The 13813-nt window shown below is 61.7% G+C and carries 10 protein-coding genes; 1 reads left to right on the top strand and 9 read right to left on the bottom strand.

Annotation, left to right across the window (positions count from 1 at the left end; genetic code table 11):
* Positions 1–177: 177 nt before the first annotated feature.
* From FHT28_RS15425 to FHT28_RS15410, 4 genes are all read right to left on the bottom strand, one after another.
* A complete protein-coding gene (locus tag FHT28_RS15425; protein WP_168596656.1) occupies positions 178–1965 on the bottom strand; it encodes an adenine deaminase in 1788 nt (595 codons plus the stop codon).
* Positions 1962–2885: a nucleoside hydrolase gene (locus FHT28_RS15420; RefSeq protein ID WP_168596655.1), complete on the bottom strand. Its 924-nt coding sequence runs from the start codon at positions 2883–2885 to the stop codon at positions 1962–1964. The genes FHT28_RS15425 and FHT28_RS15420 overlap by 4 nt, the downstream gene beginning before the upstream one ends.
* 137 nt (positions 2886–3022) lie before the next feature.
* Entirely contained in the window at positions 3023–4411 is a 1389-nt protein-coding gene (locus tag FHT28_RS15415) for a M20/M25/M40 family metallo-hydrolase (protein ID WP_168596654.1), read from the bottom strand.
* 343 nt (positions 4412–4754) lie between these two features.
* Positions 4755–5171, bottom strand: coding sequence for a MarR family transcriptional regulator (locus tag FHT28_RS15410; protein WP_168596653.1), 417 nt, complete (start codon positions 5169–5171; stop codon positions 4755–4757).
* Positions 5172–5607: 436 nt separating this feature from the next.
* Here FHT28_RS15410 and polA point away from each other — a divergent pair, with 436 nt between their 5' ends.
* Positions 5608–8610 carry a DNA polymerase I gene (gene polA, locus FHT28_RS15405; protein WP_168596652.1) on the top strand — a complete coding sequence of 1001 codons (3003 nt, stop codon included), beginning with the start codon at positions 5608–5610 and terminating at the stop codon, positions 8608–8610.
* A gap of 221 nt (positions 8611–8831) precedes the next feature.
* On the opposite strand, the gene phnN is transcribed toward polA, so the two are convergent.
* The 5 genes from phnN to phnE (FHT28_RS15380) form a co-directional block, all read right to left on the bottom strand.
* Positions 8832–9437 carry a phosphonate metabolism protein/1,5-bisphosphokinase (PRPP-forming) PhnN gene (phnN, locus tag FHT28_RS15400; protein ID WP_168596651.1) on the bottom strand — a complete coding sequence of 202 codons (606 nt, stop codon included), beginning with the start codon at positions 9435–9437 and terminating at the stop codon, positions 8832–8834.
* The gene (locus tag FHT28_RS15395; RefSeq protein ID WP_047559888.1) at positions 9434–10573 is read right to left on the bottom strand and encodes an alpha-D-ribose 1-methylphosphonate 5-triphosphate diphosphatase; all 1140 of its coding nucleotides are present in this window, start codon (positions 10571–10573) and stop codon (positions 9434–9436) included. The genes phnN and FHT28_RS15395 overlap by 4 nt, the downstream gene beginning before the upstream one ends.
* 16 nt (positions 10574–10589) lie before the next feature.
* On the bottom strand, positions 10590–11276 hold the full coding sequence (locus tag FHT28_RS15390; protein ID WP_168596650.1) for a DUF1045 domain-containing protein: 687 nt from the start codon (positions 11274–11276) through the stop codon (positions 10590–10592).
* A gap of 188 nt (positions 11277–11464) precedes the next feature.
* Entirely contained in the window at positions 11465–12811 is a 1347-nt protein-coding gene (gene phnE, locus FHT28_RS15385; protein ID WP_037200336.1) for a phosphonate ABC transporter, permease protein PhnE, read from the bottom strand.
* A gap of 7 nt (positions 12812–12818) precedes the next feature.
* A complete protein-coding gene (gene phnE, locus FHT28_RS15380; protein WP_037200337.1) occupies positions 12819–13799 on the bottom strand; it encodes a phosphonate ABC transporter, permease protein PhnE in 981 nt (326 codons plus the stop codon).
* Positions 13800–13813 lie beyond the last annotated feature (14 nt).

Here is a 13813-nt window from a genome sequence, read left to right as displayed (position 1 = left end):
TCAGATGCTGGCCTCCACTCCAGCCAACATCTTGAATCACAAATCAACCAAAAACGGAATCCCTTCCCGATTCAGCTAAAAGCAGAAACGCTCTAACTGAAACGCCGAGTTTGACGAGCCTGTGACACCCGTCCGCAAACGCCTAGCTGATGCCGGCTCTCATCTGATGGATCGAGCCTAAACCGCCCCAAGCACCGGCGTCTCCAACACCCGTCCAGTCGCAACGTCAGCAATCCCACGATCCGTCTGGTGCGGTCCGGCATTGCAGGCGAGCGTTGCGCCGAAGCAGGCCTTGAAGACGAGGTAGGGCGGGCTCCAGTCGACGATGGCGTCGATCGCCTCGCGGATGGCGCGGAAGGCGTTGGCGGTTTCCTCGAGCGGCGCATCGCTCACCAGCCCGGAGAGCGGCAGCGGCAACAGTGCCTCGATCCTGCCGTCGCGTGCGACCGCCAAGCCGCCGCCGGCAGAGATGACGGCATTGGCGGCAATTGTCATGTCGCGGACATTGCCGCCGAAAACCGTCAGGTTATGGCTGTCGTGCGAAACCGTCGTGCAGAAGGCACCGCGCCATTCGCCCCAGCTGGTCAGGAAGCCGATGCGCGGCCGGCTGTCCGCCTTACCGTGGCGATGGGCGACTGCGAGCATGGTGGTTCCAGCGGGTGGCACAACGAAGCCATCAGCCACCTCGGCCTCCATCGTCCCCCATTGCGTGAAGCGTGGCCGATCGATGGTCGCAAGCCGTATGCGGCTGCCCGTCGCCGGGACGCGGAAATCGTCCTCGCCAAGTGGCGTCAGCTTGATGGAATCGCGCAGCAGCTCAGGATCGATCTCGGCGGTCGCGCCGACAATCCGGCCCGCCTCGGCGGCCAGCGTGCCGTTGGTGATCACAAGCCTTGCCTTGAAGCTCTCTAAATCTTCGAACAGCACGATATCGGCACGGCGTCCGGCCGCGATCAGGCCGAGGTCGTTCCGTCCGAGCCGCATGGCGCCATTCAAGGTCGCGGCCCTCAGCGCCCATTCGGGCTTCAGCCCATAGCGCACCAGACGGCGCATGACGTCATCGAGGCCGCCGTCGTCATGGAGTTCGTCGGGAAAGACATCATCTGTGCAGAGCGTCACGGTCTGCGGCAGAAACCCCAGCTCGTTGATCGCTTCGACGAATTGCGGCATCAGATGGTCATGCGAACCGCGCAGCTCGATCGTCAGGCCCGCCGACAGCTTGGCCAGCAGATCGGCCCCGGATGTGAGCTCATGGTCCGAGGTAATGCCGGCCGACATGAAAGCGTTGAGATCCGCGCCCTCGAGGTTGCGGGCATGGCCGCAGATCATTTTGCCCGAATGCAGCCCGGCATTGACGATCGCGCTGGCACGCGGATCGCCGCTGATCACTTCGCGCATGGTCATGACTTCCGCGATGCCGCCGATCTCAGGCCATGCCAGCATCTCGGTCATGTCGATGCCGTCGAAATCGGCGCCCGCCAGCTCGAGCCCCGGCGCCGAAGGCACGCAGGACGGCGCCAGCGGTATCACACGGATCGGTAATTGGCGGCTCGCGTCGATCGCCCAGCGCACGCCTTCCAGCCCGTGCACATTGCCGAGTTCGTGCGGATCCCAGACGATGGTCGTCACACCCCGCGGCAACACGGCCTCGGTGTAGATAGCCGGCGTCACCATGGAGCTTTCGATGTGCATATGCGTGTCGATGAGGCCGGGCGACAGGAAGCGTCCTTCAGCGTCGATCGTCCGCGCCGTATCGGTACGGCTGCCCGGCGCATGCACGCTTGCAATCAGTGGGCCGACGATGCCGATATCGGCAGCGCGGATGCGGCCGGTCACCATATCGACAAGGCGGCCGCCGGTGATCAGCAGATCGAAGGGTTGATCGCCTCGGGCGGCGGTGACCGCCCGAGCCCGCAGCTCGGGGACGTTCAGATCGGCAGGCTCGTTCGCTAAATCGTTGATCATCGGCCGGCCTCCTGAAACAGGGCGTCGAATATGATGGAGCGTGCCTTGTCGGCGTCGATCTCGGCGGCGAAATGGGCGTTGAACTCAGCATGCGAGGCACGCGTTTCGACGACGGTGCGCCCGCGCGTATGCTGCCCCTGCAATTCGACGTCGATCCGTGCATGCCGAAGCGTTGCCATCTCGGGCGCAACGAAAATGGCCGCCGCCGTCGGGTCGTATAGTGACATGGCCTGCCGGCCGCGGCTGATGGCGATGTTGACGTAGCCTTCCAGAAGATCGGCGAGCAGCTGCGCCTTTTCGCCGGCCGTCTGTCTGAGACGGGCGACGTCCGCGGGCCAGGCCAGCACCTTCCGGCAGATGTCGAGATCGATCATCCGAAGCGGCATATCATGTGCCAGCACGATCGCCAGCGCCTCGGGATCGGCAAAGGCGTTGAACTCGGCAGAGGCGGTGTGATTGCCCGATGTGACGCCACCGCCCATCCACGTCAGTTCATCGATGCGTGCGGCGAGCTCCGGCCTGGCGAGCGCCACGGCGGCGATATTCGTCAGCGGACCAAGCGCGAGGATGCGTTTCGGCCCCGCGCCATCGGCAAGCCAATCGCAGAGCGCGGCAAAGGCATTGCTGATCGGAAGTGGATCGGCCGGCGGCAGGCTCCTGCCTGATGTAGGGATGCCGCTTTGGCCGAGGATACCCTGCGCCGTTTCCAGCTTGCACAGCACAGGCAATTCGCGGCCGGTACGGATAGGGAATTCCCAGCCGAAGGCGGCGGCCGCACTCGCCGCATTGGCGCGGACATGGGATAGCGGCGCATTGCCGCTTACCAGTGAAACGCCGTCGATGACGAGATCAGAATGCGCCACCACCAGAATGGCGGCGATGTCATCGAACCCCATGTCGGTATCGATCCAGATTCCCATGTTCTATCTCATCGATCGTGGCCAAAGGACGCGAGGGCAGGCTTGCGGCCGCTCGTCCTTGGATGATGGCGTAAACGCCCTCGAGGCGGGAATGGGTGCGGGACGCGCAAGGTGGCATGCGCGTCCCGGTCGATTGATCAAACGGCGAGCGCCTCGAGGATGCGGATCCAGGAGCGGATGCCCTTGTGGTAGGAGCGCAGCTCGTATTTCTCGTTCGGCGAATGGATGCGATCGTCGGAAAGACCGAAGCCGATGAGCAGCGATTCCATGCCGAGCATCTTCTGGAAATCGCCGACGATCGGGATGGAGCCGCCCATGCCGATGACGATGGCCGGCTTCGGCCATTCGTTTGAAAGTGCTGTCTTCGCCTTGGTCAAAGCCGGTGAGTCGTAGGAGAGCTGGATGGCCGGCGAGCCGCCATGCTCGTGGAACTCCACCGAGCAGTCCGCCGGGATCTTGGAGCGCACATAGGCCCGGAAGCTTTCGCGGATCGCAGCCGGATTTTGCTGGCCGACGAGACGGAACGAAACCTTCGCCGATGCCTTCGCGGCGATCACCGTCTTGAAGCCGGCACCGGTATAGCCGCCCCAAATGCCGTTGACCTCGGCCGTTGGCCGCGCCCAGGTGAGTTCCATCACCGAACGGCCCTTTTCGCCCGAGGGGATCGAAAGGCCCACTTCGCCGAGAAAATCCTCGGCTGAAAGCCCCAGCTTTTCCCAGGAGGCCTTGATGTTGGAGGGCGTCTCCTCGACGCCTTCGTAAAAGCCTGGGAGCGTTATGCGCCCGGTCTCGTCATGCAGGCCGGCGAGGATATCGGTAAGGATATGGATCGGATTGGCGGCAGCGCCGCCAAAGAGACCCGAATGCAGGTCGCGGTCGGCTGCGGTGATGGTGACCTCTTCGCCCACCAGCCCGCGCAAGCCGGCCGAAATCGCCGGCGTATCGCCGTCCCACATGCCGGTATCGCAGACCAGGGCAAAATCCGCCTTCAACTCGGCGGCATTGGCCTCGAGGAAGGGCTTGAGCGAGGGCGAACCCGATTCTTCTTCACCTTCGAATAGAATGGTGATGCGCACCGGAATTCCGCCCTTGGTCTCCTTGTAGGCGCGCACGGCTTCGACGAAGGTCATGAGCTGACCCTTGTCGTCGGACGTGCCGCGGCCGGTCAGGATCTTGCGGCCGTTGCCCATGTCCTTGATCTCAGGCGCGAAGGGGTCGCTCTCCCACAGCTCGATGGGATCGACCGGCTGCACGTCGTAATGGCCGTAGAAAAGCACATGCGGCGCGTCGGCGCTGCCGGCATCGTGATGGGCAACCACCATCGGATGGCCGGGGGTGTCGCGTAGCGAGGCGGTGAAGCCGAGAGAGTTGAGATAGGCGACCAGCCATTCCGCCGCCTTGCGGCATTCCGCCTTGAAGGCCGGATCCGTCGAGATGGATTTGATGCGCAGCAGCTCGAAAAGATTGTCGAGGCTGGATGGGAGGTTTTGGTCCGCGCGATCGAGAACGGGCGTTAGATCGGTCATATCCGACTCCTTACATGAGAATTCGCCGGACGATAGACCAAAGCCCAGCCGGTTTCGAGGCGGTAGAACCGAAAATTTCCCGCACATTCCCGTGTCTGTCGGCAGCCGTTCTTATCTGATTGGTTGTGTACGCAGTTTACAAGTTTTTTAGATGGTTGAAATTAATCTCAATCCGGAAGAGTATTCCAGAGAGCGAGATGTTTTCAGTACCTGCATGCATTCGCGACGACCATGACATCGGGCTGATTTTCGTCGCTGTCTGCCTGATAGGCAGACTCGCCACCATGCTCCTCCTCGGGCCGAGCAGCTGGCCTCTGGCCCTGGAAAAAGTCGAAGCCCAAGTCTAGAGATGCCTGGAGTTTTCCAGGATGCGCCGGATATATTCCAGGAGCAGCTCGCGCTCGAAACTGCGGAAATCCTTTAGAAGGTCCGTGTCGGCAGCCATTGCGGCCTCGATGGCCTCAGCCTGTATGGCGGCGGCCTTGTCGGTCAGAAAGATCAATTGCGCCCGTTTGTCGGAGGGATGCGGCCGACGTTTCACCAATCCGTCGCGCTCCATGCGGGACAGCGTATTGGCCATGGTCGCCTGCTCGATATCGACCCTCTCCAGCAATTGTTTCTGTGTCAGTCCGTCCTCGGACCACAATTCAAGAAGGATCGGAAACTGGCCGGGAGAAAAACCAAGCTTAGTCGCGCGTTGTTGTAACGCGCGAGCGAATCCCTTTGCCATTTGACTGGCGAGGTAGGCCGCGGAGTCCATCCGATTAAATCCCATGATTGCAAGTATGCCGATAATTCAAAACCAAGACAATCAGCAAATCTTGGGTGGGGACGGGTCTGAGATCGGCAACTTCGCCGAAGCTTTTTACACGCTTTAGGCGCAGTTTTCTTAACGAAAAAGCCGCCATGGCCTGGAGGGCACCATGGCGGCTTAGAAAAGGGCGGACAAAGGCCCGGAGAGGGGATAGGCCTTTGTCCAAGTCTGACATGGCGGGGGACAGGCCGGGTGTCAGACCCTCGGCGTAACAATCGCCGGTGAGTATGATTTGTGATTTCAAATATGGTTTTTCAAGGGAATCTGCAGATTAGATTGATTAAAACTTAGTAACGTTTCGGTGAGAGATTTGGCCCCTCGCGACCTCTCGAAATAGAAGTTTATATGGACGTTCCAGGTGCGCCACGCTATCCATGCTTCCATGAAAAAAGGTGATCATCTCTTCCTCGTCGACGGTTCCGGCTTCATTTTCCGGGCCTTTCACGCCCTGCCGCCGCTGACCCGTAAGTCCGACGGATTGCCTGTCGGCGCCGTCTCCGGTTTCTGCAACATGCTGTGGAAGCTTTTGACCTCGGCGCGCGATACATCGGTGGGCGTCACCCCGACGCATTTCGCCGTGATCTTCGATTATTCCTCGAAGACCTTTCGCAAGGAAATTTTCCCGGACTACAAGGCAAACCGCTCGGCCCCGCCGGAAGAGCTGATCCCGCAATTTGGCCTCATCCGCCAGGCGACCCGCGCCTTTAACCTGCCCTGCATCGAGACTGACGGCTTCGAGGCCGACGACATCATCGCCACCTATGCGCGCCAGGCCGAGACCACCGGCGCCGATGTCACCATCATCTCGTCCGACAAGGACCTGATGCAGCTCGTCACTCCTGCGGTCCACATGTATGACAGCATGAAGGACAAGCAGATCGGCATTCCCGATGTCATTGAGAAATGGGGCGTGACGCCGGACAAGATGATCGACCTGCAGGCCATGACCGGCGATTCGGTCGACAACGTCCCCGGCATCCCCGGCATCGGTCCGAAGACGGCGGCGCAGCTTCTGGAAGAATTCGGCGACCTCGATACGCTGCTTGCCCGTGCCGAGGAAATCAAACAGCAGAAGCGCCGCGAGAACATCATTGCCAATGCCGATTTGGCTAGGATCTCCCGCCGGCTGGTGACGCTCAGGACCGATGTGCCGCTGGACCTTGAGCTCGACGCACTGGTCCTCGAGCCGCAGAACGGCCCGAAGCTGATCGGCTTCCTGAAGGCGATGGAGTTCACCTCACTGACGCGCCGCGTCGCCGACGCCTGCGATTGCGATCCCGCCGCGATCGAACCGTCCGAGGTCAAGGTCGAACTTGGTGACACCGCGCATGGCCCGGATCTCGATGTCGCAGACAATGTCGAGCTCGTTGCCGGCAGCGCGGTTGTGGTCGAGGGCTCCTCCGTGCCGGCGCCGGCGGTCAAGCCGCGTTTGGCTGTCGAGGGGCTGACCGAGCCGACCGACTTTGCCAATGCGCGCGCGGCAAGTTTCGCCACCGCGCCGATCGATCATTCGAAATATGTAACCATCCGCGATATTGCCACCCTCGACCAATGGATCGCGGATGCGCGCGAGACCGGCATCGTCGCCTTCGATACGGAGACGACGTCGCTCGATGTCATGCAGGCCGAAATCGTCGGCTTTTCGCTGGCGATCGCCGACAACCGCAACGACCCTTCGGGTGCCTCCATCCGCGCCGCTTATGTGCCCCTCAGCCACAAGACCGGCGTTGGCGACCTGCTCGGCGGCGGGCTCGCCGACAATCAGATTCCGTTGCGCGATGCCCTGGCGAGATTGAAGGATCTGCTGGAGGATGTCTCCATCCTCAAGATCGCACAGAACCTGAAATACGACTATCTGCTGATGAAGCGCTATGGCATCGAGACCAAGGCCTTCGACGACACGATGCTGCTCTCCTATGTGCTCGACGGCGGCTCCAACGCCGCGCACGGCATGGACAGCCTTTCCGAACGCTGGCTCGGCCACAAGCCGATTGCCTATAAGGATGTGGCCGGCAGCGGCAAATCCAACGTCACCTTCGACCTTGTCGATATCGACCGCGCGACGGCTTACGCCGCCGAGGATGCCGACGTGACGCTGCGCCTCTGGCTGGTGCTGAAGCCGCGGCTTACGGCGGAAAAGCTCTCAGCCGTCTATGAGCGATTGGAGCGGCCTCTGGTGCCCGTGCTCGCCCATATGGAAGAGCGCGGCATCACCATCGACCGGCAGATCCTGTCGCGGCTTTCCGGCGAGCTGGCGCAGGGTGCCGCGCGGCTGGAGGACGAGATCTACACGTTGGCCGGCGAACGCTTCAATATCGGCTCTCCGAAACAGCTTGGCGACATCCTCTTCGGCAAGATGGGATTGGCAGGCGGCAGCAAGACCAAAACAGGCCAATGGTCGACCTCGGCGCAGGTGCTGGAAGACCTGGCGGCGGCCGGTTTCGAGCTGCCGCGCAAGATCGTCGACTGGCGTCAGCTCACCAAGCTGAAATCGACCTATACAGACGCGCTTCCGGGCTATGTTCATCCGGAAACGAAGCGCGTCCACACCTCCTATTCGCTGGCATCGACCACGACCGGGCGCCTATCCTCGTCCGAGCCGAACCTGCAGAATATTCCGGTGCGCACGGCGGAAGGCCGCAAGATCCGTACGGCCTTCATCTCGACCCCCGGCCATAAGCTGGTTTCGGCCGATTACAGCCAGATCGAGCTGCGCGTGCTCGCGCATGTCGCCAATATTCCGCAGCTGAAGCAGGCCTTCGAGGATGGTATCGACATTCACGCCATGACGGCGTCGGAGATGTTCGGCGTGCCGGTGGAGGGCATGCCGAGCGATGTGCGCCGCCGCGCCAAGGCGATCAACTTCGGCATCATCTACGGCATCTCGGCTTTCGGGTTGGCCAACCAGCTTTCCATCGAGCGCTCGGAAGCGGGCGACTATATCAAGAAGTATTTCGAGCGCTTCCCGGGCATTCGCGATTACATGGACGGCACGAAGCAAACCGCGCGCGACAAGGGCTATGTCGAAACGATCTTCGGTCGTCGCATCCATTTCCCGGAGATCCGCTCCTCCAATCCTTCCGTGCGTGCCTTCAACGAACGCGCCTCGATCAACGCACCGATCCAGGGCTCGGCCGCCGACGTCATTCGTCGCGCGATGATCAAGATGGAGCCGGCGCTGACCGCAGCCGGCCTCGGCGATCGCGTGCGCATGCTGCTGCAGGTGCATGACGAACTGATTTTCGAAGTCGAGGATGCCGATGTCGAGCGTACGACGCCGATCATCGTCTCGGTCATGGAAAATGCCGCCATGCCGGCCGTGGACATGGCTGTGCCTCTGAAGGTCGACGCACGCGCCGCCAACAATTGGGACGAAGCGCACTGAGGCAATGTCCGGCCCGGCGAAGAGATTAGTCCTCATGGTGCGGAAGCCTGAAAGGCCGGAGCCTCGAACCAAGAGGGGGTGGGGTATTGCTACTCGGCGCCCCCGGTGCTTCGAGGCCTTGACGCTGGCGCGCCAAGGCACCTCAGCATGAGGTGGTGAGAGATCGGCGATTTGGCATCAATGTATAAGCGTTGGGATGATCCGAGCAGAACACCGAACGGTTATTTCCCAATCAGCACGTCCAGCGCGGAGATGATCGCGCGCTCGGCATCGCCAAGTGTGCCGCTATTGTCGATATCGGTGACGTCGTAGCTGCCCCCAACGGTGAGCGAACTGCGATCCAGGCGCTTCAACACATCCTCACGGCTTTCGCGCCCGCGCGCCATCAGCCGTTCCGCCAGCACCTCACGCCGCGCCGTGACGTTGATGATTTTCAGTCTTGGAAAGGCCGCCTGGAAACGATGCAGGACCGAACGGGAGCCGTTGGCGATGACCAGATTGCCACGCGCCAGCTCGTCGGTGACGTCGGCGGGAATACCGTATTTCAGGCCATGCGCCTCCCAGGAGACAGCGAAAGCACCGGTCTGCTCCATGGCGTCGAAATCTGCTTCGGAAACGCTTCTGTGATCCTCGTTGCCGGCATCCCCCTCGCGGGTGATGACGCGGCGAACGAAATGAACGTCCGGCCGGCCGGCGAAATGCCGGGCGGCGAGGTTCATCAGTGTATCCTTGCCAGCACCGCTCGGGCCAACGACAACGGCCATGATACCAGCTGCGTTATCGGGCAGACGGTCATTAGCCGGCTTGATGTTGGCGTCAGCGCTCATGCGACCCGGCGTCCTTCCCGCCACACCGAACGCGTGACCGGCACGCCGTGATCGCGACGAACGCGCACCAGATCGGCGCGCAGGCCTTCGGCGATGCGTCCGCGATCGCTCAGGCTGACGGTTTTCGCTGGCGTTGCCGTCACCATGGCAATGGCCTGCGGCAGCGAAATACCTTCGACTTCATCGGCCAGGATGAATGGTGCATGCAGCAGGCTGAGCGGCACGTAATCGGAGGAAAGCACGTCCAGCACGCCGAGTTCGGCGAGATCGCGGGCGGCGATGTTACCGGAATGCGACTTGCCGCGCACGATGTTCGGTGCGCCCATCAGCACGCTCATGCCTGCGCCATGCGACGCCTTCGCCGCATCGACGCTGGTCGGGAACTCCGCCAGGCGAACACCATAGGCAATGGCTTCGTCGACATGGGCGAGCGTCGCGTCGTCATGGCTGGCAACGGTAATGCCGCGCTCGGAGCAGACCTTGGAGATCGCGTCGCGGTTCGGTGTCGCGTATCTGGCCGATTCCTCCTGGCGCTTGGCGACGAAGCGGGCAAAGGCCTCGTCGCTCAGGCCGCGCTTCTTCTGGTAGTAGAAGATATATTGATCCATGGTCTGGAACTGGCGCTGGCCCGGCGCATGGTCCATCAGCGAGACCAGACGGACATAGTCATCCTTCTCGAAATCCTGGAAGTGATCGAGGACGTTGTCGGAGGAGACTTCGCAGCGCAGGTGGATCAGGTGATCGGCGCGCAGCCGGTCCTCGCGCTGTGCCGCCTGGATGGCGTCGGCCATATCGCGCATCTCGCCCTTTTCGAAGCCGCCGTCCTCGTCGGAGCCCATGCGCAGGCAGTCGAACACCGTCGTGATGCCTGAGGTGACGATCTGGGCGTCATGCGCCTGGATGGCCGCCGTCTTGTTCCAGCGTACGCCGGGGCGCGGCGAATAGTGGGCTTCCAGATGATCCGTATGCAGCTCGACCAGGCCCGGGATCAGAAAATCGCCCTCGAAATCCTCGCCGATATCGGACTTGCCTTCGGAAATGCCGGCGATGCGACCGTCGCGGATCAGCACGGAGCCCTGGACGATCTTGTCTTCAAGGACGATGCGGGCATTGGAGAGGACGGTTTCTTTGGTCATGTAAGGTCTTTCACTTTTAGGCGCCGGCAAGCGGCAGCCAGGAACGGACGGTAAAGGGTGCCCCGCGCTCTTCTTCGACGAAGATGGCGAGACCGGAAATGTCGAGCGGCTTGCCGGTATGGTCGGCAAAGCGTTCGCGCAGCACCTCGTGCATTTCAGCCTGGCGCTCGGCGGGGACGCGCCCCGTCAATGTCATATGGAAACGAAACTCGTCGTTAACATAAGGATAGCCCCAACGCAGCAGATTGGCGCGCTGCGCCTCGGTCATTCCTTCCGGGTTGCGTCGGGCGATATCATATTGCGAAAGCGGCGCGCGGAACGGCTCGAAGGTCTTGACCACCCGCGAGGCGAAATCCTGCAGGGGCTGGTAAAGCGAGCCGGGCACGAGGGCGAAGAAATGGCCGAGCTGGCCAAGAACCAACTCAGGAATGACGAAGGCCTTCGTGCGGGCCGCGAAATCGGCGGCAACCTCAAGCAGATCGCGCTCGTTCACCGAGGCGGCGAGTTCGAAGGGCGCCTTCAACGTAGCATGGAAGCCGTAGCGGCGCGGATCGGCCGTCAGTTCGGCATGGCCTTCCGGCACCGGGCCGATGGCCTTGTCGGAAAAAATCTCGTCGGAAAAAGCATCGCGACCCAGCCAGAGGGCAGCAAGCGACGTCAACGGATCGTCTTTGGGCGGCGTGAAATAGAGAGCATAGCGCAAGGCTGTATTCCTTGGAAAAATCGGCTGCGCGCGACACTGTTGGGTGATTTGCGACAAACCGCAAGAGCGGCAAGGCAGCAACCTATCGAATCCGGCTAAACCCGGCTCGATCGATGCGATCTTGCCGCGCCTGCGCTATCGGATTCCCGTGACAAAATGATGATGCATTTCGATTTATATCGGGCTTTTTATTTGACGCGTGTGCCCATCAGGCGCGAGCGCAGAGCGTTGGACGCGGCGTCGAACAGGAAGACCACGAGCAGGATCAACAACACCATGTAGGCGACGTTTTCCCAGTTGGCGTTTGTGCGCATCGCTTCCCAGAGCTTCAGGCCGATACCGCCCGCGCCGACGGCGCCGATGATGGTCGCGCCGCGCACGTTGGATTCCCATTGATAAAGCGTCTGGCTGACGATGACGGGGACGATCTGCGGTACGATGCCGTAGCGATGCACGAGGATCGTCGACGAGCCGGTGGACTTCACGCCTTCACGCGGCTTGTTGTCGATGTTTTCGAGACCTTCGGAGTAGAGCTTGCCGAGCGTGCCGGTCTCCGTGAGGAAGATCGCGCCGCTGCCGGCGAGCGGGCCCGGGCCGAAGGCGCGGGTCAGGAACAGCGCCCAGATCAGCATGTCGACCGAGCGCAGGAAATCGAAGAAGCGCTTCAGCACCTGATTGAGCAGCCGGTTCGGCGTAATGTTGCGGGCGGCCAGGAATGCGAGCGGGAAGGCCGCGAGCGAACCGAGCAACGTGCCGAGGAAGGCCATGACGATGGTCTGGAACAGCTTGGTCCAGACATCGCCGTGCTGCCAGGCGCCGTTGTTCCAGATATTGTCGAAGGCCAGCGAGAGGTTGGACTGGTCCGGCTCCAGCCGCGGGCCGGAAACGATCAGGCTGATGACTTCGCTGGCCGGCTTGTCGAAGAAGGGCGAGTGCGTATCGAAGACGAAATTGGCCCAGCCGATGAAACGCTTGCGGATCTTCACGCGGTCCGTGGAAATGCTGACGTCGCCGGCAAAACCCATGTTCGCGAGGATATTATCGTCATAGACGGTCATCCAGCTGGGAACGGGTTGTGAGCCGACGATCTTCGGCATGTCGCCGGTGATATCGATCGGGATGGTCACGCCATGCGCCGTCACGATGGCCTGCGTCTTGGTGATCGTGACCATGCGGCTGGTGCCGCTGACCGAAACGGTCATGCTGCCGTCGGGCGCGGTCTTCACCCAATCCGGGTTGGGGTTGTCGCCCAGAGGCGAAAAGCGCGGATATTTGATGGTGATCTTGTCGCCGGAGATGCGGAATTCCGGCTGGACGTCGTAGCTGATCCATTCGCTGAGATAGATGCCGACGCGTTCCCAATGCGCTTCCGCGATGACTTTCGGCAGGTCGAAGAACCATACCGCATAGAAGCCATAGAGGATCACGCCGATGAAGATCATCAGCGCGCCGAAGCGCTGGCGGAACGACCGGTGAAGGATCTCCGGGTAGCGCGCTTCGATTTCCTGCATACGGCCGGCGTCGATGACGGACATGGGAACCTCAATGCTGCAAAAGGAAGGCATGTTCGCCGACGAGACGGCGGCGGAGCCATGCGGAAAACTGGTCGACGGCGATGATGGTCACGAAGAGCAGCAGCACGAGCGCCACGGTCTTGGCGCCGAAGCCGCGCGAGATTGAGAGTTTCAGCTCCTCGCCGATACCGCCACCGCCGACGGCGCCGATGATGGTGGAGGCGCGAACGTTGATCTCGAGGCGCAACAGCGCATAGGACATGAAGTTCGGCATCACTTGCGGCAGGGCGCCGAACCGGACGCGCTCCGTCCAACTCGCGCCGACGGCCCGCATGCCCTCGTCGGGCTTCATGTCGATATTCTCGGCGACTTCGTAGAACAGCTTGCCGAGCGCGCCGATCGTGTGCAGGCCGACGGCGATGATGGCGGCGATCGGCCCGATCGACAGGATCGCCGAAAACAGGCCGGCGATGACGATCTCCGGAAAGGCACGCAGGAATTCCATGACCCGCTTCGTCACCAGGCGGACGGGATTGGAAGGCGACAGGTTGCGCGCGGCAAGGAAGCTGAGCGGCAGCGCGAAGACGAAACCGATGATGGTCGACACAAGCGCCACGTTGATCGTGATGATCATCAGCTCGAAATATTCGGGAATATAGAAATCGCCCCAGACATAGACTCGGCCAAGCGGAAAGTTGAATTCCTCGCCGCCGACGCCATTGGCGCCGTTGGGGCTCGGCAGATCGAAGAGCGCGCGGTAGACATCGGCCCAGTCTTTGGGGATGAGCCAGCTCAGGAAGTCGAAGAGATGCGGCAGACGGTCGAAGAAGTGGCCGGCATTGCTTTCGTCCGCAAAGCGGACGGAACTGACGAAGGCAACAAGCAGAATGAGCAGGCCGATGCCGGTATAGAGGCGGCGCCGCGCCACCATCTTGCTCCAGGCGTCGCCGATATCCCGAGCGCTCTGCGGCGCTGCTTGCATCTTCAGCTGCGTATCGGCAATCGTCATGAATTCTGCCCTTG

The sequence above is a fragment of the Rhizobium sp. SG570 genome, assembly GCF_012275345.1.
Classification (GTDB): domain Bacteria; phylum Pseudomonadota; class Alphaproteobacteria; order Rhizobiales; family Rhizobiaceae; genus Rhizobium; species Rhizobium lusitanum.
The sequence above is the reverse complement of the archived record's forward strand: the minus strand, read 5'-3'. Positions and strand labels throughout refer to the sequence as shown.

Coding starts and splice junctions, on each gene's coding strand:
- FHT28_RS15425 (WP_168596656.1), bottom strand. CDS start 1,965: ATGATCAACGATTTAGCGAACGAGCCTGCCGATCTGAACGTCCCCGAG.
- FHT28_RS15420 (WP_168596655.1), bottom strand. CDS start 2,885: ATGGGAATCTGGATCGATACCGACATGGGGTTCGATGACATCGCCGCC.
- FHT28_RS15415 (WP_168596654.1), bottom strand. CDS start 4,411: ATGACCGATCTAACGCCCGTTCTCGATCGCGCGGACCAAAACCTCCCA.
- FHT28_RS15410 (WP_168596653.1), bottom strand. CDS start 5,171: ATGGACTCCGCGGCCTACCTCGCCAGTCAAATGGCAAAGGGATTCGCT.
- polA (WP_168596652.1), top strand. CDS start 5,608: ATGAAAAAAGGTGATCATCTCTTCCTCGTCGACGGTTCCGGCTTCATT.
- phnN (WP_168596651.1), bottom strand. CDS start 9,437: ATGAGCGCTGACGCCAACATCAAGCCGGCTAATGACCGTCTGCCCGAT.
- FHT28_RS15395 (WP_047559888.1), bottom strand. CDS start 10,573: ATGACCAAAGAAACCGTCCTCTCCAATGCCCGCATCGTCCTTGAAGAC.
- phnE (WP_037200336.1), bottom strand. CDS start 12,811: ATGTCCGTCATCGACGCCGGCCGTATGCAGGAAATCGAAGCGCGCTAC.
- phnE (WP_037200337.1), bottom strand. CDS start 13,799: ATGACGATTGCCGATACGCAGCTGAAGATGCAAGCAGCGCCGCAGAGC.